At 69.1% G+C, this 21,847-nt stretch carries 14 protein-coding genes; 10 read left to right on the forward strand and 4 right to left on the reverse strand.

Annotation, left to right across the window (positions count from 1 at the left end; genetic code table 11):
- Positions 1-215: 215 nt before the first annotated feature.
- Positions 216-5,954, forward strand: a complete 5,739-nt coding sequence (locus tag POL67_RS23400) for an Ig-like domain-containing alpha-2-macroglobulin family protein (RefSeq protein ID WP_271920661.1) — start codon at positions 216-218, stop codon at positions 5,952-5,954.
- Complete coding sequence (gene pbpC / locus POL67_RS23405; RefSeq protein WP_271920663.1) at positions 5,951-8,440, forward strand: penicillin-binding protein 1C; 2,490 nt, start codon at positions 5,951-5,953, stop codon at positions 8,438-8,440. The genes POL67_RS23400 and pbpC overlap by 4 nt, the downstream gene beginning before the upstream one ends.
- Here the strand turns inward: pbpC and POL67_RS23410 are convergent.
- The 3 genes from POL67_RS23410 to POL67_RS23420 form a co-directional block, all read right to left on the reverse strand.
- Positions 8,421-9,605 carry a mechanosensitive ion channel family protein gene (locus POL67_RS23410; RefSeq protein ID WP_271920665.1) on the reverse strand — a complete coding sequence of 395 codons (1,185 nt, stop codon included), beginning with the start codon at positions 9,603-9,605 and terminating at the stop codon, positions 8,421-8,423. The two genes, pbpC and POL67_RS23410, sit on opposite strands and share 20 nt — an antisense overlap.
- 70 nt (positions 9,606-9,675) lie before the next feature.
- Positions 9,676-11,703, reverse strand: coding sequence for an OPT family oligopeptide transporter (locus POL67_RS23415; protein WP_271920667.1), 2,028 nt, complete (start codon positions 11,701-11,703; stop codon positions 9,676-9,678).
- A gap of 104 nt (positions 11,704-11,807) precedes the next feature.
- Complete coding sequence (locus POL67_RS23420; RefSeq protein ID WP_271920669.1) at positions 11,808-12,941, reverse strand: GNAT family N-acetyltransferase; 1,134 nt, start codon at positions 12,939-12,941, stop codon at positions 11,808-11,810.
- A gap of 49 nt (positions 12,942-12,990) precedes the next feature.
- Here POL67_RS23420 and POL67_RS23425 point away from each other — a divergent pair, with 49 nt between their 5' ends.
- Positions 12,991-13,614, forward strand: coding sequence for a Uma2 family endonuclease (locus POL67_RS23425; RefSeq protein ID WP_271920671.1), 624 nt, complete (start codon positions 12,991-12,993; stop codon positions 13,612-13,614).
- Between the two features lie 58 nt (positions 13,615-13,672).
- Here the strand turns inward: POL67_RS23425 and bla are convergent, their stop codons facing one another.
- Positions 13,673-14,563, reverse strand: coding sequence for a class A beta-lactamase (bla, locus tag POL67_RS23430; RefSeq protein WP_271920673.1), 891 nt, complete (start codon positions 14,561-14,563; stop codon positions 13,673-13,675).
- Between the two features lie 648 nt (positions 14,564-15,211).
- Here bla and POL67_RS23435 point away from each other — a divergent pair.
- The 7 genes from POL67_RS23435 to POL67_RS23460 all read left to right on the forward strand — a co-directional run bounded on the left by POL67_RS23435 (position 15,212) and on the right by POL67_RS23460 (position 21,796).
- Positions 15,212-16,264 (forward strand): RelA/SpoT-related domain-containing protein, encoded by a 1,053-nt coding sequence (locus tag POL67_RS23435; RefSeq protein WP_271920675.1) that lies wholly within the window; start codon positions 15,212-15,214, stop codon positions 16,262-16,264.
- 14 nt (positions 16,265-16,278) lie between these two features.
- On the forward strand, positions 16,279-16,419 hold the full coding sequence (locus tag POL67_RS54285; RefSeq protein ID WP_373372415.1) for an NAD(P)-binding protein: 141 nt from the start codon (positions 16,279-16,281) through the stop codon (positions 16,417-16,419).
- A gap of 641 nt (positions 16,420-17,060) precedes the next feature.
- Positions 17,061-18,200 carry an eCIS core domain-containing protein gene (locus tag POL67_RS23440; protein WP_271920677.1) on the forward strand — a complete coding sequence of 380 codons (1,140 nt, stop codon included), beginning with the start codon at positions 17,061-17,063 and terminating at the stop codon, positions 18,198-18,200.
- Positions 18,201-18,256: 56 nt separating this feature from the next.
- Positions 18,257-19,717, forward strand: a complete 1,461-nt coding sequence (locus POL67_RS23445; RefSeq protein ID WP_271920679.1) for a hypothetical protein — start codon at positions 18,257-18,259, stop codon at positions 19,715-19,717.
- 162 nt (positions 19,718-19,879) lie between these two features.
- Positions 19,880-21,208: a M18 family aminopeptidase gene (locus POL67_RS23450; protein WP_271920681.1), complete on the forward strand. Its 1,329-nt coding sequence runs from the start codon at positions 19,880-19,882 to the stop codon at positions 21,206-21,208.
- A gap of 70 nt (positions 21,209-21,278) precedes the next feature.
- Entirely contained in the window at positions 21,279-21,509 is a 231-nt protein-coding gene (locus POL67_RS23455) for an addiction module protein (protein WP_271920683.1), read from the forward strand.
- 47 nt (positions 21,510-21,556) lie between these two features.
- Complete coding sequence (locus POL67_RS23460; protein WP_271920685.1) at positions 21,557-21,796, forward strand: type II toxin-antitoxin system RelE/ParE family toxin; 240 nt, start codon at positions 21,557-21,559, stop codon at positions 21,794-21,796.
- The last annotated feature ends 51 nt before the right edge of the window (positions 21,797-21,847 follow it).

The raw sequence follows: 21,847 nt of genomic DNA on the forward strand, positions 1-21,847 counted from the left end.
GGCGCCCTTATAACAGAAGCGCGCGCCCGTGATTCCCCACCTCGTCGGGATCCGACGCTCCGAACGCGTTTGGGCCGCCCAGGGCAGCCGCGCTCCCGCCGGAGCGCGGGGTCGGGCCTCGCGGGGCCGGGGGATCCCCCGTGCGGTTCAACGTTTCCACGAGATCCCGCTCATCGGCCTTGCCGCCGGGGCGGGCTTGCGAGAAGAGCCGCGCCATGACGGCGCGAGCCAGGTTTCCAGGTCCCCGCAACGCTTTCCTCGCGGTCACCGCGATGGCCCTCGGCATGGCCTGCATGCAGGGGAATCGCCCGCCCGAGGTCGCGCCTCGTGGCACCCTCGTGCCCGGCGCCGCCGACGGCGCGGGTACGGTCGACACACGCGGGGCCTTCGCCGTCGTGTTTGGTACGCCGCGCGGGGACACGATCGACCCGCCCGAGGTGAGCCTCGTCTTCAACCGCCCGATGCGGCCGCTCGAGCTCGCGGGCGATGAGAGCGCGTCGCCTGCGTCGATCCAGCCCGCCGTCCCTGGCCGGTGGCAGTGGGTCGGGACGAACGCGCTCTCGTTCGTGCCGGAGAAGCGCCTGCCGCGCGCCACCGCGTTCGTGGTCACGGTCCCGGCCGGCACGAAGGCGCTCGATGGGTCGGCGCTCGAAAAACCGTTCGAGCTGCGCTTCACGACGGCGCGCCCCGAGATCACCTCGATCGATCCTTCCGAGGGCTGGGACAGCCTGCGGCCCGACGCGAAGTTCACGCTGCGCGTCAACCAGCCCGTCGACGAGCGCGAGCTCGAAAAGGCGCTCAAGATCACGGCCGGCGAGCGCCAGGACAAGTGGGCGTTTTCGGTCAAGCGCCCCGATCCGCAGAACGATCAGCTCGTGGAGATCACCCCGCGCGCGCCGCTCCCGCTCGACAGCGAGGTCGTGCTCGAGGTGAAGGGCCTCGCGGGCAAGGAGGGGAGCCTCCGATCCGAGAAGGAACAGCGGTTCGAGTACCGCACCTACGGCCCGCTCGCCGTGAAGGAGCTCCCGTGTGATCACGACACACCGCACGGCAAATGCGCGCCCGACGGCGGCATCGGCATCTACCTGACGAACCCCGTCACGTTCGCCGATCTGAAGAAGGCCGTCCGCTTCGAGCCGAAGATCGACGTCACGTGGCCTTCGTGGCTCGACGACGAGCACATGACGGCGGGCGTCACGGTCTATGGCGCGTTCGCCCCGGGCAAGGCCGTCAAGGTCGTCGTCGGCAAGGGGCTCCGGGACGTCTACGGGCAGAAGCTCGCGGCGGACCACCGCGCCGACGTGGCCTTCGACGACCTCTGGCCCAAGGCCGACATCGGCCTGCGCGGCAGCGTCTTCGAGCCGGCGGCGCGCCGCGAGATCCCGATCGACTCCATCAACACGAACGATCTCGAGCTCGTCGTCGCCCCGCTCACCCCGGAGGAAGCGATCCACTTGCAGGACGATCCGTACGGCCCGGGCCGCACGCCCTCGTACGACGACATCTTGAAGCTGCCCGGCGCCAAGGTTTCGAAGCTCCCGTCGAACGCGCCGCTCAACAAAGCCTCGCGGCACGTGGTGAAGACCGAGGAGGCGCTCGGCGGCAAGGACGCGCGCGGCGCGCTCGCGCTCGGCATCCGGTACATCGGCTGGCCTGGATCGAACCACCAGCGCGCCGTCACGAACACCGCGATCGCGAAGGTCAGTGACCTCGCGGTAAGCGGCAAGTTGTCCACGCGTGGTTCGCTCCTCTGGATCAGCCGCCTCTCGTCGGCGGAGCCGGTCAAGGGCGCCGAGGTCACGATCGAGACGCCCGGCGAGGCGCCGATCGGCCCGTTCCGCTCGGACGACAACGGCTTCATCAAGCTGCCGCCGGAGGTCTGGACCCGCGGGGGCTCGGGCGCCGATCGCGCCGTCATGATCGTGAAGGACGGCAAGGATTGGACCTACAAACATCTGACCGACACGCTCGACACCTGGCGCTTCGACGTGCAGTCCGATCCCGGACCCGATCGGCCGTTTGGCCTCGTGTTCACGGATCGCGGCATCTACCGGCCCGGCGACACGGTCCACATCAAGGGCATCTTCCGCAAGGAGGGCAACCCCGGCACCGTCACGCCCGTCGGCCTGCCCGTGGAGATCAAGGTCGAGGGCCCCGACGGCGACGAGATCGTCTCGCGCACCGAGACGCTCTCGCCCTTCGGCACCACGGCGATCGACGTCGTCGTCCCCCGCGCCGGCCGGCTCGGCACGTACGCGGTCCGCGCCACCGTGCAGGAAGGAAACCCCGGCTGGGCCGACGTGAGCGGTGACTTCGAGGTCGCCGAGTACCGGCCCGCCGAGTTCGCGGTCTCCGTCGAGAGCGACAAGCCGAGCTACGTGCGCGGCGACAAGGGCAAGTGGATCGCGCGCGGCGATTACCTCTACGGCGCGCCCATGGCCGGCGCCGAAGCACGGGTCACCGTGACGCGCGGCGAGGCCGAGTTCCGCCCGCCGAACACCGACGATTTCACGGTCTCCGAGGACACGTTCCACGCGGACTTCACCGACCGAACCACGCGGGAAGGCGAGATCCAGAGCAGCACGACGAAGCTCGACGCCAAGGGCACGGCTTCGATCGAGGCGGCGCTCACGCTCCCCGGCCAGCGCGGCCCCGAGCGCGTGACGACCGAGGCCGAGGTGAACGACGTCTCGCGCCAGTACATCGCGGGCAGCACCACGGCGATCGTGCACCCCGCCGAGTTTTACGTGGCGATGCGGACGGGGAGCGACCTCTTCGTCGACGCGGGCAAGCCCGTGAACCCCGAGGTCTTCGCCGTGGATCCCAAGGGCGCGCGCGTCGCGGGCGTCCCGATCAAGATCGAGCTCGTGTCCCGCACGTGGAACGTCGCGCGGCAAGCGACCGCCGGCGGCCTCGCGCACACCGTGGCCGAGCCCGTCGATCGTGTCGTCGAGAGCTGCACCGTCACGACCACGGCCGGTGACAAGCCCGTCTCGTGCAAGCTCACGCCGGCCGCGTCCGGCTACCACATCCTCCACGCGACCGCGGTCGACACCCGGAAGAACCCCGTCGGCGCCGCGGAGCCGCTCTACGTCTTCGGCGGCGCGGGCGGCGGCGGCTTCGGCGACAGCGATCGGCTCGCCGTCGAGCTCGTGGCCGACAAGGAGAGCTACGAGATCGGCGACAAGGCGCGGTTCCTCGTGAAATCGCCGTTCGCCGCGGCCGAGGCGCTCGTGACCGTGGAGCGCGCGGGCATCCTCTCGCAGCGCCGCGTCAAACTCGCGGGCGCGATGCCGACGATCGAGATCCCGGTCACCGAGGATCTCCGCCCGAACGCGTTCGTCTCGGTCCTCCTCGTCCGGGGCCGCACCAAGCCCGTGCCGACGAACGCGAAGGACCCGGACGTCGGCGCCCCCGCGTTCCGCATGGGGTACGCGCCGCTGCTCGTGAACCCCGAGAAGCGCAGGCTCAAGATCGCGCTCACGCCGAACAAGGCGGAGGCGCGGCCCGGCGAGAACGTCGAGGTCGACGTCGTGGTGCGTGATCATGCGGGCAAACCTGCGCGCGCCGAGGTCACGTTCTACGCGGTCGACGAGGGCGTCCTCTCGCTCATCGGGTACAAGACGCCCGATCCGATCGGCGTCTTCGGCGCCCCGCGCCCGCTGCGCGTCACCTCCCTCGAAGTGCGCGCCGCGCTCGCCCGTGTCTTCCGGCCGTACGGCGATCTCGGCGCGGACAAGGGCCTCGACGGCGGCGACGGCGGCGGCGGCACCTCCGTGCGGCGCGACTTCCGCGCGAGCGCCACGTTCGTCCCCTCGATCATCACGGACGACGCCGGCCGCGCGAAGGTCCGCTTCCGCCTGCCGGACACGCTCACGACCTACCGCCTCATGGCCGTCACGGCGGCCGAGGACGATCGCTTCGGCTTCGCGGAGAACCGCGTCGTCGCGAGCCGCCCGCTCATGGCGCGCCCTGCATTGCCGCGCTTCTTGCGTGCCGGCGACGCCCTCGACGCGTCCGTCGTCGTGAGCTCGAAGGGCATCGGCAAGACCACGGCCACGGTCGAGATCAAGCTCGACGGGCTCACGCTCTCGGGCGTCGCGTTACGCACGGTCGATCTCGCGCCCGGCACGCCCGTCGAGGTCCGCTTCCCGGTCACGGCGCCGAAGGCCGGCAAGGCCAAGATCGGCTTCGTCGTACGCGCGACCGAGTCCGGCAAATCCCTGGAGGACGCCGTCGAGGTCGAGCGCGACGTCCGTGTGCCGCTCTCGCCCGAGGCCGTCGCGCTCTACGGCGACACGACCACAGAGAGCGCGGAGAAGCTCGGGGATCTCTCGGCGATGCGTGACGACACCGGCGGGCTCGAGGTCAGCATGGCCTCGACCGCGCTCGTGGGGCTCGGCGGCGGCGTCGAGCAGCTCATCGACTACCCGTACGGCTGCACCGAGCAGCTCGTGAGCAAGCTCGTGCCGATGCTCCCGCTCCGGGATCTCGCGGCCGACTTCAAGATCCCGCTGCCGAAGAACACGGACGCGATCATCGAGTCCACGGTCGCGGAGATCCTGAAGCACCAGCGCGGCGACGGCGGGTTCGGGATGTGGGCGGGCTCGGATCGCTCGAACCTCTGGACCACCACGTACGCGCTCTGGGGCCTCGGCGAGGCCAAGCGCCGCAACGTGAACATCCCCGCGACGGTGATCGAGTCGGCCGCGCGGCACGTCAGCGACGCGCTCGAGAGGCTCGACGACGAGTACGCCCGCGCCGCCGCGCCGTTCATCCTCGACGTCCTCGCCGTGAACGGCCAGCCCGACACCGGCCGCACGACGCGCCTCTTCGAGGAACGGAAGACCTTGCCGCTCTTCGCGCAGGCGTTCCTCGCGCACGCCATGGTCGTCAGCAAGCACGATCGCGCGAGCATCGACAAGCTCGCGAACGAGATCGAAGGCTCGCTCCGGCTCGACGGCAACGTCGCGCGCGCGGCGACGAACCTCGGCGATCGTTACGCCGTGCTCATGGACTCCGACACCCGCACGACGGCGCTCGTCCTCCGCGCCCTGCTCGCGGTGCGGCCGAACCACCCGATCGCGGCGAAGCTCGCCATGGGCCTGCTCGCGGATCGCAAGGGCGGCACCTGGCGCAACACGCAGGAGTCCGCCTGGTCGCTCGTCGCGCTCGACGCGTATCGCAAGGCGCAGGAGAAGGCGACGCCCGACTTCCTGGCGCACGTCTTCCTCGGGCAGGCCGAGATCGCGACACAGGCCTTCCGCGGCCGCGACGTGAACCAGGCGCGGCTCAGCGTGCCCGCCGAGCGCCTCACCTCGGCCGGCGGCAGCGTGCTCGCCTTCGACGTCGAGGGGACGGGCCGCCTCTTCTACGAGGCGCGCCTCCGCTACGCGCGCAAGGAGCTCCCGAAGACGCCGCTCGATCGGGGCTTCTTCGTGCAGAAGACGCTCCGCCCCGTGACACCGGCCGAGCTCGCCGGCCTCCTCGCCGCGCCGCCTGGCAAGAGCGTCAGCTCCTTCCCCGGCGGCGAGCTCGTCCTCGGCGAGATCGTCGTCGTCACGCCCTCGCCGCGGGACTACGTCGTCGTCGACGATCCGCTCCCGGCCGGCTTCGAGCCTGTCGACGCGCGCCTCGCCACGACGGCGAGCGGCCCGAGCCTCGACGCGGAGAATGACAATCCCGAGGACACGCTCGACGAGGAGGGCGGCTACGACGCCGTCGCCACGGGCCGCGCGTACCTCTCCAGCCGCTACCTGCGCGAGCTGCGCGACGACCGCGTCCTCTTCTTCATCGACCGCATGCCGGCGGGCATGTATCGCTATCGCTACCTCGCGCGCGCGACCTCGATCGGCACGTTCATCCTTCCGCCCGCGCGCGCCGAGGAGATGTACGTGCCCGAGGTGTTTGGAAGGACCGCCGCCGGCACGATCACGGTGACCGCCAGCAAGTGACCCGATCCCGCCTCGCTCGTGCGCTCGTCCGGTGGCTCGTGCCTCGCAGCCGCCGCTGCCGGATCGAGCTCGCGCTCGCGGTGATCGTCTCCCCGATCCTCTGCCTCGGCCTCGCCGCCGCGCTCACGCCGCTCCCGCCCGAGCTCGGCGCGGCCGATCTCACCACGGCCGACCCCTCCACGGTCTTCCTCGATCGCCACGGCACGGTCCTTTGCGAGGTCCGCGCCAAGGACGGCACACGCGCGCGCCCCGTGCGCCTCGCCGACATCGATCCGCGTGTCCCCCGCGCCGTGCTCGCGGCCGAGGACAAGCGGTTTTACCTCCACCCCGGCGTCGATCCGATCGCGATCACCCGCGCCGCGGGGCAGGCCCTCCTCGCGCGGGGCATCGTCTCCGGCGGCTCGACGCTCACGCAGCAGCTCGCGCGCACCCTCGTCCCGCGCCCGCGCTCTGTGGTCGGCAAGCTCCGCGAGATGGCGCTCGCGCTGCGGATCGAGGCCTCGCTGTCGAAGCCGCGGATCCTCGAAGAGTACCTGAACCGCGTCGCGTTTGGCCCCTCGCTCCGCGGCATCGAGGCCGCGAGCCGCTTCTACTTCGACAAATCCACCCGGGATCTCTCCCTCGCCGAGGCGGCCGCGCTCGCCAGCCTGCCGCGTGGACCCACGCTCTACGATCCGCGCCGCGGCACCGACCTCCTCAAGCGCCGCCGCGATCGTGTCCTCGAACGCATGCGCGCCGCGCGCCTCGCCGATCGCGAAGACATCGATCGGGCCCTTGGCGAGCCGCTCGTCCTCGCCCCGCGCGGCAGCGGCCTCGGCATCCCGCACCTTCGCCGCGCGCTGCTCGGGGGAGGGAAGGGGATCGGCACGGACGAGCTCGCCGGGCGCGCCACGACGATCACGACCACCCTCGATCGTGGCCTCCAGCGCGAGATCGAGATCCTCGCGGTGCAAACGGTCGAGCGCCTCGCCCCGCGCCACGTCACGGCCGCTTCCGTCGTCGTCCTCGACAACGAGACGGGCGACGTCCTCGCCTACGTCGGCTCGCCCGACATCGAGAACGAGGCGCGCCTCGGCCACAACGACGGCGTCCTCGCCAAACGCCAGCCCGGATCCACGTTAAAACCCTTCGTCTACGGCCTCGGCATGGAGATCGGCGGCTTCACCGCCGCCACGATCCTCCCCGACGTCGACCTGCATTTCCCCACGCCCGACGGCGACTACCACCCGAACAACTACGACGGCCGCTTCCACGGCGCCGTCCGCGTCCGCGAGGCCCTCGGCAGCTCCTTCAACGTGCCCGCCATCGTCGCGTCCTCCCGCGTCGGCCCCGAGCGCCTCCTCGCGCGCCTGCACGACCTCGGCTTCGCCTCCCTCGATCGCAGCGCCCGCGACTACGGCCTCGCCCTCGCGCTCGGCGACGGCGAGGTCCGCTTGTTCGAGCTCGCCGCCGCCTACGCCACCCTCGCGCGCGGCGGCCTCTCCGTCGCCCCCCGCGCCGTCCGCGAGGCCCGCGCTGCCACCGGCGAGCTCCTCCCGCTCCCCGCGCACCTGCCCCGCCGTGTCCTCGATCGGCGCGCCGCCTACGTCCTCACGCACATCCTCGCGGATCGGCACGCGCGCCTCGCCACGTTCGGCGAGAACAGCGTCCTCGAGCTCCCGTTCCCGGTCGCCGCGAAGACCGGCACCTCCAAGGGATTTCGCGACAACGTCACCGTCGGCTTCACACCGTCCGTCACCGTCGCGGTCTGGGTCGGCAACTTCGACGGCTCGCCCATGAGCGGCGTCAGCGGCGTGACCGGCGCCGGCCCGCTCTTCCACGACGCCATGCTCGCGGCCGCCCGGCTCTACAAAGAGCGCGAATTCGAGCGACCCGAGGGCCTCGTCGACGTCGACATCTGCCCGCTCTCCGGCGCTCGTCCCGGCCCGGATTGCCCGCACCGCCGCAGCGAGATCGTCCCGCGGGAGACCTCGCTCGCCACCTGCGACATGCACGAGCGTGTCCGCATCGATCGCCGGAACGGCCTGCGCGCCGGCCCTGCCTGCACGGACGCTTCCGTCGACACGCGCGTCTTCGAGCGGTACCCGCCCGAGCTTGCCGCCTGGGCCGAGAACGCCAGCCGCCCCGTCGCGCCGCGCGCCTCGTCCCCCTTTTGCCCCGAGACCGAGCGCGCTGCGTCGGTCGACGCTTGGGGGCTGCGCTCGGGCGAGCCGAGCTACGCCCCCAAACCCCCCCGCCTCCGCATCGCCTTCCCGCCGGACGGCGCGCGGTTCGTGCGTGACGGCGCCCTCGCCGCCGAGGAAGCCATCCGCGTCCGCATCGACGCGCCTTCCAATGCCCGCGCCGTGCGCCTGCTCGTCGATGGCCGCGCCGTTGTCCTGACGCCCCCCTTCGAGCGATCCCTCCCGCTCGTGCCCGGCGAACACACGCTCGTCGCCGAGGCGGACGGCGTCTCGTCCGAGCCCGTCAGGTTTTCGGTGCAGTGAGCGGCTGCGGCAGGGGATTCGCCCCCAGCGCGTCCTCAGGCAACCCCGCCGCGCGCCTCTCCTCCGGCGCGGACGCCTCGAACCGCGTCCGCGGCAGATGACGCCCGCCGTCGAGCCCTTGCAGCCGCTGCACCAGCCGCTCCCGCACCCGGCACCGGAGATCAAAGAGCTGCCCCGCGCTCGGCGCCGACACGAGCGCCCGGAGCTGGAGCGTCGTCCCGAGCGCGTCGAACACCACGAGCCCCGCGACCTTCCCGTCCCAGTCCGGATCTCCCTCGCAGACCAGCCGCACCTCCTCGCGGAGCACGTCGATCGGCGCCGTGTAGTCCACGTGCAAAAACACCGTCCCGAGCAGCTCGGGCGACGACCGCGTCCAGTTCTGGAACGGCTTGTCGAGGAGCTGCGCGATCGGCAGCACCAGGCGCCGCTGATCCCAGATCCGCACCACCACGAACGTCAGCGTGATCTCCTCGATCGTGCCCCACTCGCCCTCGATCACCACCACGTCGCCGATCCGCACCGGCTGCGCGATCGAGATCTGAAGCCCCGCGAGGATCGTCGCGATCGACCGCTGCGCGGCGAAGCCCAGCACGACGCCCGCGATGCCCGCGGACGCGAGGAGCGAGACGCCCACCTGCCGCACGAGATCGAACTGCATCAAGACGAGCGCCGCGGCCAGGATCGCGATGCTCACGCTCCCGATGCGGCGGAGCATGGAGATCCGCGTCCGCGCGGCCCGCACGTGCGCGGGATCTTGATCCTTCCCCTCGTACCGATCGGCAAGCTCCGTCGTGCCCACGCCGAGCGCCCGATCGGCCGCCCACGCGCACCCGACCACGAGCAGCGGACGCAGGATCCGCTCGATCCAGGCCTCCGTCTCCGCCGTCGGCTCGAACGCCCCCAGGCTCCCACGCACGAACAGCACCGCCAGGAGGAGCTGGCAGGGGCCCCGGAACGCCTTGACGATCTGATCGTCCCAGCGCGCGTCCGTGCGCGACGCGATCTGGCCGAGCAGGCGCACCACCGCCGCGCCGAAGATCCAGCCGACCACCGGCGCCGCCAGCACCACGAGCGCCTGCCAGGCGAGCAGCCCAAAAGGCGTCTCCCGATGGAGAAGAAACGATGCCCGGCTCGCCACGTCCCCCTCCGCGGCGAGCGCTCCCATCAGAACGGCGGATCGTTGGTGCACAAATGAGATGTGCCTCAGACGATCGGCATCGCAAGGACTTTTGCGGTCAGGTCAGGACGAAGTTGTTCAGGGTCGCCACGATGACGCCGATGATGCTCTCGCCTGCGATGATGCCCGAGGCGATCGGCACGATCATCTCCTCGCCCTTCTTGCTCATCTTGCCGGCGAGGAAGGCCAGCACCGCGCCGAGGAACATCGCGAGCGGGTAGTAGAACGGCAGGATGAACCCGAGCCCGATGCCCGTGGCCGAGGGCAGGTATTTTTTGTATTTCGGCAAGAGCTTCTCCATCGCCACCAGCACCGTGCCCACCACGAGGCCCACCGCGATGCACGTCCGCGCCATCGGGTGCAGGTTGCCGATGCCCGCCTTGAACACCTCGGCCACGGCCTTCCACTGCTGCGCCGCGGGCGCCGGGAACGCGGGGTTTTCGCCCGTCAGCACGCCGGCATTCGGCACCAGCATGTAGAAGCCGACGACACTGGCGATCGTCCCCGGCAGGATCCCCAGCATCTGCGCGACGAACTGCCGCCGCGGGTTCGCGCCGAGCAGATACCCCGACTTCAGATCGTTCAGGAGATCCGCGCTCGCGCTCGCCGAGCCCGCCGTGATGCCCGCGGTCATCAGGTTCGCCGTCGCGCTCTGCGGGATCAGCACGCCGTAGATGAGCTGCATGATCTTGCCCATCGCGCCCGTCGGCGTGATGTCGGTCTCGCCCGTCGCGCGGCACGCCACGAGCGAGAGCACGAACGTGAGCCCCACGGCGAGCAGGCCCAGATGCACCGGCACGCCGAAGAACTGCCAGGCGATCCCCACGACGCTGACGGTCGCGATCGACCCGCCGATCACGAACCAGCGCATCGGCACCTCGACCCCGGCCCGCGCTGCCCCCGCGTCCCCGCCTGCGGCCTTCCCGAAGCTCTTGAAGGCCCGGACGATCGTCCTCCATTGCAGCACGAACGAGAGCAGGCCCGACGCCACCAGCATCGGCGCGCCGATCCAGAGCCCGATGTCCTTCCACGCCGTCTGCGGCTTCAGCGCGGCCGTCACCACCTGACCGAGCTGGTTCGTCCACTGCGCTTCGAGCGCGATCGGCGTCACGAAGAACGCGAGCACGAGCGCGCCCACCATCATCGAGATCGTCGCGCGGAGCCCCACGATGGCGCCCGCGGCGATGAGCGCCGCGCCGTGATCCAGCTTGATGTTGAACGCGGAGAGCGGGTACGCCTTGCCCGCCGCCGTGACCTTGGGCAGCCAGTCGAAGATCGCCGACGCGCCCGGCACGAGCGCCGCGCGCGTCACCACGCCCGCCGCGTCCACCGACTTGACGATGTTCAGGTCCTTGAGGAGCGGGATGAGCCCGGCCACCGCGGCCGACGCCATCAGCGCGCGGCCTTTTTCGAGCGCGGCCGTGCCCTGGCTGTAGAGGCTCTGCAGCGTCACGGCCGCGGCCGTGCCCGAGGGGAAGCGCAGGCGCTCCTGGTTGATCATGTTGCGCTTCATCGGGATGGCGAGCACCGTCCCGAGCAGCGCGAGCGACACCGTCCAAGCGGCGAGGACGGGCCAGGGGATGTGGGTCCCCTTGGGGTTGTCCGTCGAGACGGTCAGCATCAACATCGCCGGGATCGCCGAGACCATGGTGCCGCCGGTCGAGTACCCCGCGGAGGACGCGGTCGACGCCATGCAGTTGTTCTCGAGGATCGTCATCGGCGTCTTCACGATCCCGGCGCGCAGGAAGGCGCCCCAGATCGAGAACGAGAGGATGCACGCCGTGATGGCGACGCCGAGGTGCCAGCCCGTCTTCAGGCCGACGTAGAGGTTCGTGAACGCGAGCAAGAACCCGAGGGCCGCGCCCATGCCGATGGCGCGAGGCGTGAGCTGCGCGGTCCCGTCGCCCCGGTAGGCCTTGGCGTACCAGCTGTCCTCATCCATCTCGCCGACCGTCTCCGGCGCGATGTCGAGGGGCTTTCCCCGCTCGACCTCCGCGTCCGTCGTCGGCGCCTGCTGGAAGAGCGGGCCTCCGTTCACGACTGCGACCGTTCGCGCCTCTCCTGCGGGCGTCTCGATCTCGCTCATCTCCGCCACATAGCATGGAGGCGGGGTGAACCGTCGTGTCTCTCATCGCTTGGGGGCGTAGCTCCGCGAGCGGAGCTACGCCCCCAAACCCCCTCGGGCCTGCCCTAGCGGAACGCGATTTCTGGATTTGACGCCTCGCGCGCGAGCGCCTGCCGCTCCCGGGCGAGGTAATCCCGGATCGCCGCGTCGAGCCTGGGATCGGCGACGTGATGCAGGCTCCTCGTGATCGTGGGTTCGAAGCCCCGGGTCATCTTGTGTTCTCCGCCGGCGCCGGGCTCGAACCGCCCGATCTTCCGCAGAATGCACTGCTCGATCGAGTGATAAAAGCAGACGTTGAAATGGAGGAAAGGCCGCTCCTCGGAGGCGCCCCAGTACCTGCCGTACAGCGCGTCTTTCCCGGCAAAATTGAAAGCCCCGGCGATGGGCCGTTTCCCTTCCCGGGCGAGCACGACCTCCACGCCGTCGCCGAGCCGCGGCACGATCTCCTCGAAAAACGCGCGGTTCAGGTACCTTCGCCCCCAGGAAAACTTGTCCACGGTGGCCGTGTAATACCCATACATGGCGTCCACGAGATCCGGCGTGATCTCCCGGCCGCGCAAGGTGACGAGCTCGATCCCCTGCTCGGCCACCTCGCGCCGCTCGCGCTTCCATTGGTTGCGACGTTTCGAGGAAAACCGCGCGAGGAAATCGTCGTACGTCGTGTACCCGGGGTTCTTCCAATGAAACTGGAGTCCATACCGCTCGGCGAGCCCGAAGCTCGCGAGGTCGGCCGCCTGATTGGCGGGCGGGAAGAGGACGTGCGCGCTCGAGATCTCGAGCCGCGTGACGAGCTGGCGGAGGCCCTCGGCCATGGCCGCGGCGACCTTCGAGGCATCCGCGCCCTCGGCCACGAGGAGCCGCGGCGCCGTCGCAGGCGTGAACGGGACAGCAACGACGAGCTTGGGGAAGTACTCGATCCCCGCACGATGCGCAGCGCTGGCCCAGGCATGATCGAAGACGAACTCGCCCTCGCTGTTGCCCTTGAGGAACGCGGGCGCAGCCGCGATCAGGCGTTCGGCCTCGTCGTGGAGCGTGAGATAGTGGGGGAGCCAGCCGCTCCTGGGCTCGACGCAGCCCGTCCGTTCGAGGACGTCGAAGAACGCCCAGGTCAGGAACGGAGCCTCGGAGACGCCTCCGAGGGCGTTCCAGGCCTCCTCGGGGATGTCGCGGATCGTGGCGTGGACGCGGAGTTCGAACACTCGGCGGTATCCTCGGCGGGAGACGGGGGGTTGGCAAGGGGCATGGCCGTTGCGTACGGCCGTTCACCCGGGCAAGATGACCCGCATGGGCGACCCCGCGCGGAGCTTGAAGCCTGTCACCCTCGAGGATCTGCTCGCTCTCGCAGGGGATGAACGCGGCTACGAGGTCATCGGCGGCGAGCTCGTCCAGCGGGCGATGACGAGCGGCGCGCACGCCCGGAGCGTCAACCGCCTGGGCGGCCGCATCGGGGACCCATTCGACCGACCGCCCGGTCGTCGCGGCCCCGGCGGCTGGTGGATCCTGACCGACCCGACCGTCGAATTTTCCTCCAGCGAGATCTATCGGCCAGACATCGCCGGATGGCGCCGCGACCGCGTCTCCCATGCCCCCACGGAGTTCCCGGTACGGATTCGCCCTGATTGGGTCTGCGAGGTCCTGTCGCCGACGAATCGCAAGAACGACACGATCTACAAGCGCCGGACGTACCACCGTCACGAGGTCCCGCATTATTGGATCCTCGACCCGATGGAGGAGACCCTCACCGTCCTGCGCTGGACCTCGGTCGGGTATGCGATCGTCACCGACGCCACGCGCGGCCAGCGCCTCCGCGCCGAGCCCTTCGAGGCCGTCGAGATAGACCTCGACGAGCTCTTCGGCGACGTGGCGGAGTAAGCCTGGGTCTCATGTTGGGGGGCATTTCGCTGGCGTCGAGCGCTACGCCCGGGTGGATTCAGATCTCCTGCGCGATCAGCCTGCCGACGGCCTCGTGTGCCGCTTTCAGGCGGGCGAGCCCCGCTTCTCCGTCGCTCATGTACGCGGCGATGAGGATGGGGGCGCGGCCTGGCGGCCAGGTGATGGCAACGTTGTTGACGGCGCAGCGCAGGCCGGTGCCCGTCTTGTCGCCGGTGGTCCAATCCCGGGGCAGGCCGGCGCGGAGGCGGTCCTTGCCCGTCTCGCACGCGCGCAGCCAGCCCAGCAAACGCTCGCGGCTCGGGGGCGCGAGGGCGTCCGCGCAGAGGACCTGACGCATCAGGCCCACCATTGCACGTGGTGAGGTGGTGTCGCGGGGGTCGCCGGGATCGTTGTTGTTGAGGGTGATCTCGTCGCGGTCGAGGCGCGTCACGGAGTCGCCCTGCTGACGGACGAACTGCGTGAAGCCTGCGGGACCGTCCACCTTCGCGAGCAGCAGGTTGGCCGCCGTGTTGTCGCTGACCGTGACGGCGGCTTGCGCGAGGGCATCGACGGTCATGGATCCCTCGGCGACATGCGCGCGTGTGATGGGAGCGTGCTCGAGCAAATCGGTCGAGCCATAGGGCACGCGCTCGTCGAGCGACAGGTGCCCGCGATCGACGCGCGCGAGGACGGCCGCGGCGAGCGCCCATTTGAACGTGGAGCACATCGCGAAGCGCTCGTCCGGTCGGCGAGCGAGCTGCCGCCCGGTGCCGGTGTCGAGGGCGAAGACGCCGACGCGCCCGCCGACGCTCGCCTCGATCTCGGCGAGGGCGCGATCCGCACGGCTTGGGGTGTCCGGCGGGACGGCGTTGCGTGACGGGGCGCACGCGGTCGCCAGCGTGGCGACGGTGCCGAGCAAAACTTGTCTTCGTGTCCAGCGCGAAGTCACGGTCGCATCGAACGCTCGCGCGTGTGCGGACATTCCAGAAGGGCTCTGCGTCGAAACAGAAGCCCCCTGCGCGTCAGAAGATCCGCGCGCAACGCTTGCAAGGCGCGATGCGCGCGTGCAAGCGCTGCTTGCAACGCTTGCAAGGCGCGATGCGCGCGTGCAAGCGCTGCTTGCAACGCTTGCAAGCGGCATTCGGTGCGCACGGAAAGGCGGTTGCAACGCTTGCAAGCGGCGTTTGGAGGGGGACGAGAGGCGTTTGCAACGCTTGCAGACGGGGCTCGGCGTGGTGCGAGGGCGGCTTGCAAGGGCTGCACGCGGCATCCGGGGTGTCACCAATGGCGTTTGCACGCGTTGCGCGCGGCGATGGGTCGTTCGGATCCGCTGTGGAACGGCGCTGGAGCGAGGCGCGGCCCGCGTCGGGGCGAGATGGCCGTCGGGAGTTCGGGGATGGCGTCGACGGGAGGTGAGGTGGTGGTCGGGACCATGGGCCTCGGGTAGGGGGAGGCCGAGGGCATGATCGGGATCATCGGCTTGGGGAAGCGGGGAGGGCGAAGCGGTGGTCGGGCTTGCCCAAGGATTGTCAGAACGTACAGAGGTGGTTAGCCTGCGGTCGACCTCTCAGCTCCAAGCTCCGATGATGAGGATTGCATGCGTCTCACGCTCACCGAGGACGAGTTCAAAGCCAACAACCGCATCGACGATGCCACCTGGAAGGCGGCTGATATCGAATGGTCCGCTCTCCTGGCGATCGGGAACGATGCTGCCGCTCGATCAGGGGAGCTGTCGGACAATGCGGCGTTCTACGCTCGTGCGCTCCAGCGGTGCCCGGATGTCCACTCCGTTCGCTGGCGCGTAAAGGATCCCGAGCATCTGATGGAGAAGATCGTACGGAAGCGCGCAGCAAAGAGCGAAAAATATCTGAACATAGACACGACCAACTACACGCAGATCGTAACGGACCTGATCGGGCTCCGAGCGTTGCACTTGTTCAAGTCACAATGGTCAAGCATTCACGAGTATGTGAAGGACACCTGGAACCAGGCGGAGGACCCGGTTGCGTACACTCGGGAGGGTGATTCTCCGGAGTTCGTTGACACATACAAGACCCAAGGGTGCCGGGTTGAGAACCACAAGCAGGGATATCGGTCGGTACACTACATTATCAAGACGATGCCGCTGAAGGAGGCGATAACCGCGGAGATCCAGGTGCGCACGATCTTCGAGGAGGGGTGGAGCGAGATCGATCACCGAGTTCGGTATCCAAACTTCTCAAACAGCGGGCTGGTCTTGGCTTATCTGGCGACATTCAACAGGCTGGCCGGGAGCGCGGACGAAATGGGGGAGTTCGTAAGAGCGCTAGCGGCTGGCGTGCAAATGTATGAGAATTCGTTGGCCGCCGAAAAACAGCATGCACAGCGGCACCTTGCTCGCATCAACGAACTTGTCCAGTCGCTGGAAGCAGAGAAGGAGAAGGGGGCCGCTCTCGATCAAAAGATTTCCGAGTTAAGGACGGAGGTGACTGCACTGCAATCTGCCGAACAGGCATTGTCGTCGAGAAAAACGCAGGTCGTTTCCAGTAAAAATTCGGATTCTGGTGGAGAATATTCTATTTTTAATCAAATCATGAAGGACGCTGCGTGGACTCCAAACGAAGGCCCCATCACTTTGATGCTCAAGAATGTTAAGAAGGTACGGGAGTAAATAACATCACCATCATCAGCAGCGGATGGACCGGCGTCCACGCGGCCTATTGGATTGCGCTGACCGAACCCGGCGCGCGTATCCTCCTCCTCGAAGCCTCCGATCGCCTCGGCGGCCGCGCCCGGTCCGTCGAGGTCTCGCCGGGGCGTCACTGATGGCGTTTGCAAGCGTTGCGCGCGGCGATGGGTCGGATCCTTGCTGCGTGGCGTCCCACCGACCGGGGAGCTTACGCTCCCTCGTCATTCTCCGGCTCGTCGGGCAGCTCGACAAGCCTCAGCGGCGGCGGTTCTCGCCGCTCCGTCGCCCTCCGGTGCTCCCGCTCCGCCATCTCGACGCAAGCGCTCAGCACCTCGGCAGGAGCCGCTCGGTCAGGTGCGGCAAGCAAGAAGGAGAGCCTCGCGCTCGATTCCGATGTAGACTGCGCTTGCTCGACCGAGGAGGAGGCTCTTCCATGTCCACGTTCGATAGCAGGCAGCGCCCTTTCGAGCCGCGCCATCCGATCCCGAGGCCCACACGACAGCGTTTCCCTTCGGCCGCGAGGATGACCCAATGGCCTTCGAACGGGGCCTCCTCGACGGGGCGCGAGGCCGGAGACGCGGAGCATCACGACGCGGGGGCTCTGTCGCCGTCCGCTCCTTGGCGATGGTCGCTCGCCGAGATCCCCATCTTCCCACCACAAGGGGCTCCGCGTACCTCGGGGCGAGCGAATGAAACGACGCCGTCCACGACGGCCAACGCGATGGGAGAGCAGGCCCCTGGAACGCTGTCGGCGGGGAGAGGCCTCGGGTCAGCGGAGATGGGGGCGCCCGCCGAGCTGCACACCGGCGCCATCGGCCCGGTGCTGCGGCGGGTGGCATCACGGCAGGGCCAGGGACAGCCGCTGCCTCAGCCGCTCCGGCACCGGTTCGAGCTGTCCTTTCGCGTCGACCTCGGCGCCGTGCGCGTCCACGCGGATCCGGAGGCTGCGGCGATGGCCGACGCTGCCGAGGCTCGGGCCTTTGCGAGCGGGACCGATATCTACCTGGCGTCGGGGGCGTACCAACCTGGAACGGCGACAGGCGAGCACTTGATGGCTCATGAGGTCGCCCACGTGGTCGAACAGGCTGCGGGGAGAGCGCCTCCCGGCGTCAGTCGTCCTGGGGATGCGCACGAGCTTGCGGCCGACGCCGCCGCCCATGCCGCGGTGGCTGGGCATCGAGCCCGGCTGAAGGCTCCTGCCCAGGTGAAGCCTGGGGTCAGCCAGAGCCTGCAGCGAACGGTCAGATTCACAGGGGGCATGCACAAAAAAATCAACGCGCAGTTCATGCATTTCATCCGCGGTCTGCGGCAGTACCTGGCGATCGGCGTCACGTATACCTTGGACAATGAGGGACAGACCGCCGTTCTGACCGATCCGGAGATCGATGTGGAACGGCAGCGCGAGATCACGGACCTCTTCTCCAAAAATTACGATGCTTATTACGCCGTTCAGGAGCCCCAGCAACACAGACCCAAGAAGACGCGCGACGAGGCGAAGGCGGACGCGCTGTCGAAATGGGTGACGGTGCGAGGCGCCGTACTCTCGTACCTCAACAAAAAGAACATCGATGTCGTGGAAATGACCAAGGCGAGAGCGCGGGGCGCGGAAGCGGTGTCTACCACGTTCGGGCCAGACGAGATTCGAGTCAACGTGAAGGATTACACGAGAACAAGGGAGAGTGACGCCAGCGTAGCGCTCTCCTTCAACGGATTCTGGCGGCTGACGCACGAGATCCTGCACCTGGCTCTGGAGATCAAAGCCGACAAGGACGATGACAATGAGCCTGGCCCTGGCAAGATCGAGGCTTACCTCAATCCGTTGCGGATCGGCTTCGGCTTGCCCCAGCGCACCAACTACGGATCGACGGACAACGTGATCCAGTTCGAGGAAGGCGGACACGTGATTTATCCCCGCTAGATCCATTCGCCGCCGTCCGACGTTTCGGAGAGACCATTCGACGATTCTCCATGCCGATGAGAGAGCGACCAAGCGACGAGCCGAGCGCACCTTCGCAGCCCGAGCCGGCTCCGGGGCCGGAGGCGCGACGCGAGGGACGGAATGCGCAGGAACCGGATGCCGCGCCCTTCCCAGGCGCGAAGGTGCACGACGCAGAGGGGGCCGGGTGGCGCCGCTTCGGCCGCGCGCTCGTCGGGCCGCTCCTCCCGGTGCTCGGCCTGGGCTCCTTCTATACGCCGCTTGGTGAATGGTTCTGCGACCTGCCGCCGTTCAGGACCCATTATTGCACCCATACATACAGGCCTTTGCTCGTGCTCTTGAGCGTGCTCGCGCTCGTGTGGCCATGGGTGATGGGCAGGAGGCGCTCGCGCGTCGCACGGCTTCGGATCCGGCCGGGGCTCCTCGAGGTGAATGGGCGAGGCCTCCTGCGGGAGCGCATCGGACGCGGAGAGGTGAAGGCCGTGCGCTCGGCGAGGGCCCTCGAGGGGACCAGCGTGATCATCGCGCGCAGGCACGGGCTGCCGGTGTTTCTCGAGATCGAGCGCGAAGAGGACGCCAGGGCCATCATGTATGCGCTCGCCGGTCCCGCGGCGGAGTCGGGGGCCGCGCTCGAGATCCCCGGGGCCCGGGGGGCGCGCGATACGATCCGTCTGGCCATCGAGCTCGGCGCGCGCGGCATCGGGCTCATGCTGTGCGGCGTGGCGTTCGTGTGCCATCTGGGCACGTTCGAAAATCATTCATTCATGGGCGTCGTCGGGCTCTGGTGGCCGTCCATGGCCATCGTCTACTTGCTGGGCGCATTCGCCTGCGCCATTTTGAGCCTCGCGCTTCGCTTCTTCGGCCAACACGCGCGCGGCGCGCCGCTCGTCCTCGGAGCAACCGAGCTCCGTACAGGCGACGGATTGCGCATCCCATACCGCGACATCGACGCCGTGAAGGTCGGTCGGCGCGGGCTCGAGCTCCTCCTCGCCGGCGCAGGCGCGACGCTCGAGATCCGACTGCCGGGACTATCGGCAGAGGAGCGCGCGCACGTTTCGGCCCACCTCCTCGCAGGGGCGCGGGGCGCGGAGGGGGCCGCCGATGCGCCTTCCGATGTGCCCGCGCGGATCGCAGCGCTTTCGCGTAGCAAGCACGAGCCAGTACGAGCATGGCTGGCGCGACTCGACGCGTCGGTCCGTGCGCGGGAGAGCGAGCCATATCGGGGAGTGCCGCTCGACCGTCGAGACCTCGCCGAGACGATCGGGGATCCGGCGGCTTTCGCAGCGGTGCGCGCGGGGGCGGCGCGGGTGCTCTGGCGTATCGACCCCGAGGTTGCACGCGAGGCGGTGCGCGACCTGAATCCTGAAAGCGATCGAGATGTCGTGGGACGCCTGCGTCTCGTCATGCAGGAGGACATCGACGAGGCGAGCGAGAGGTACGAGGAGCTCGCGCCCCCATTTCGTGTATTCGTGCGGCGGGATGCGCCCGGCGGAGACTGAGCTTTTCATCTCGTAGAAGCGGTTGGTACGGTGCTGGGTCGTGCCGCAGCGGCCCCCTCGTCGACGCCGCGTGCGTCATGCTCGACGACTGCGCCGGGGAGCGATGGCCGAAGCGGTTTCCGCCTTCGCTCTGGCCTGCTACCATCGCCCCCGCCCATGACCATGACCGACACCCTCCTTCTGCAAGCCAGCGAGGGCGACCTCCGCGCCCAAGGCCTCGCCGCGGCCCGTGATCTCTGCGCCTTCCTCGATCACGCCCCGAGCCCCTACCACGCAGCCGAGGAGGCCGCGCGGCGGCTGTCCGCGCATGGGTTCTCCGCGCTCTCCGAGCACGACGCCTGGCACCTCGCGCCCGGCGATCGCCGTTATTTCCTCCGCGCCGGGACCCTCGTCGCCTTCGTCGTCGGCGACGAGCACCCCGCGCTCGGCGGCTTCCGCCTGATCGGCGCCCACACCGACTCGCCGAACCTCCGCGTCAAGCCCAACGCCGACCTCTCGCGCTCCGGCTACCAGGAGCTCGGCGTCGAGATCTACGGCGGCGTGCTGCTCTCGACCTGGCTCGACCGCGACCTCTCCATCGCCGGCCGCGTCTTCTGCCAGCGCAAGGGCGAGCGGCCCGTGGCGCGCCTCGTCGACCTCGGCCGCGCCGTGGCCCGCGTGCCGAACCTCGCGATTCACCTCAATCGCACGGTCAACAAGGAAGGGCTCGTTCTGAACGAGCAGAAGCACCTGGTCCCGGTCGTCGGCCTCGGCGCCGCGCCCGACGTGCGCGCCCTCGTGGCCCGCGAGCTCGACGAGCGGCCCGAAGCGATCCTCGGCTACGATCTCTGCCTCTACGACACGGCCAAGGCCGCGATCGCCGGCCTGTCGCAGGAGTTCGTCCTTTCGTCGCGCCTCGACAACCTGGCGAGCTGTCACGCGGGAGCAGCGGCGCTCGCCGCCGCGTGCGGCCCCGGCGCCTCGACCCGGATGATCGTGCTCTACGATCACGAAGAGTGCGGCAGCCGCAGCGCCGCGGGCGCGGCCGGCACGGTCCTCAAGGACACGATCGCGCGGATCCTCGAGGCCTACCCACGAAGCGAGCCGCAGGGCTTGCAGCGGGCGCTCGCGCGCTCGTTCCTGGTCAGCGCGGACATGGCGCACGCGCTCCACCCGAATTACCCCGACCTGCACGAGCCGCAGCACCAGCCCATGTTGAACAAGGGCCTCGTCATCAAATCGAACGTCAATCAGTCCTACGCGACGGACGGCGGCACGGCGGCGGTGTTCGAGGAGATCTGCCGCGACGTCGGGTATCCGGCGCAGAAGTTCGTGGTCCGCTCGGACTTGCCCTGCGGCAGCACGATCGGCCCCATCACGGCAGCCGCGCTCGGCATCCCGACGGTCGACGTGGGCGCGCCGATGCTCAGCATGCATTCGTGCCGCGAGATGTGCGGGACCCTCGACGTGCACTGGTCCATCGAGACGTACCGGCGGTTTTTGCGAGGGTAGGGGAGCGCTCCGCGACCCATCTCGCGCTGCTCGGGCCTTCCTGCTAGAGTTCTCCCCAAGGAGCATTCGCATGCCGCCCGAACTGCAACGGCTCGCCGACGAGATCCTCTCCTTGCCGGTCCCCTCCCGGACCGTGCTGTTTCAGTGCATCCTGGAGAGCCTGAGCCGGTCCGAGAGCGAAGCGATCGAGCGGACATGGGCGAAGATAGCGGAGGAGCGCTGCCGTCAGATCGACGCAGGTGAAGTGGAGCTCCTCGATGGGGACGAGGTGCTCCGCGAGCTCCGCGCGCGCCCCCGGTGAAGCGTTTTTTCTTCCACCCCGCAGCCCGGAAGGAGCTGCGGGGGGCCATGGCGTTCTACGAGGGCCGTGCCGAGGGCCTGGGCGAGGAGTTCCTCGACGAGGTCGAGGCGACCCTCCGGCGCATCTGCGAGATTCCTGCGGCATGGCCCAAGCTCTCCGAGTGCGTGCGGCGTTGCCAGACGCGGCGGTTGCCCTACGGAATCCTTTATCGCGAGGCCCGGGACCGCATCGAGATCGTCGCGGTGATGCACCTTCACCGTCACCCGGACACCTGGAAGAGCCGCTGAGGGGCATCCCCGCCCCCGCAGAAATCTGAACAGCCGGAGCCTCGTGCCCTC

It is taken from the genome of Polyangium mundeleinium (genome assembly GCF_028369105.1).
GTDB lineage: Bacteria > Myxococcota_A > Polyangia > Polyangiales > Polyangiaceae > Polyangium > Polyangium mundeleinium.

What these genes read in the sequence shown, in the direction of transcription:
- POL67_RS23400 (WP_271920661.1), top strand. Translation starts at nt 216, where the DNA reads ATGACGGCGCGAGCCAGGTTTCCAGGTCCCCGCAACGCTTTCCTCGCG.
- POL67_RS23410 (WP_271920665.1), bottom strand. Translation starts at nt 9,605, where the DNA reads ATGGGAGCGCTCGCCGCGGAGGGGGACGTGGCGAGCCGGGCATCGTTT.
- POL67_RS23415 (WP_271920667.1), bottom strand. Translation starts at nt 11,703, where the DNA reads ATGAGCGAGATCGAGACGCCCGCAGGAGAGGCGCGAACGGTCGCAGTC.
- POL67_RS23435 (WP_271920675.1), top strand. Translation starts at nt 15,212, where the DNA reads ATGCGTCTCACGCTCACCGAGGACGAGTTCAAAGCCAACAACCGCATC.
- POL67_RS23440 (WP_271920677.1), top strand. Translation starts at nt 17,061, where the DNA reads ATGGGGGCGCCCGCCGAGCTGCACACCGGCGCCATCGGCCCGGTGCTG.
- POL67_RS23445 (WP_271920679.1), top strand. Translation starts at nt 18,257, where the DNA reads ATGAGAGAGCGACCAAGCGACGAGCCGAGCGCACCTTCGCAGCCCGAG.
- POL67_RS23450 (WP_271920681.1), top strand. Translation starts at nt 19,880, where the DNA reads ATGACCGACACCCTCCTTCTGCAAGCCAGCGAGGGCGACCTCCGCGCC.
- POL67_RS23455 (WP_271920683.1), top strand. Translation starts at nt 21,279, where the DNA reads ATGCCGCCCGAACTGCAACGGCTCGCCGACGAGATCCTCTCCTTGCCG.
- POL67_RS23460 (WP_271920685.1), top strand. Translation starts at nt 21,557, where the DNA reads ATGGCGTTCTACGAGGGCCGTGCCGAGGGCCTGGGCGAGGAGTTCCTC.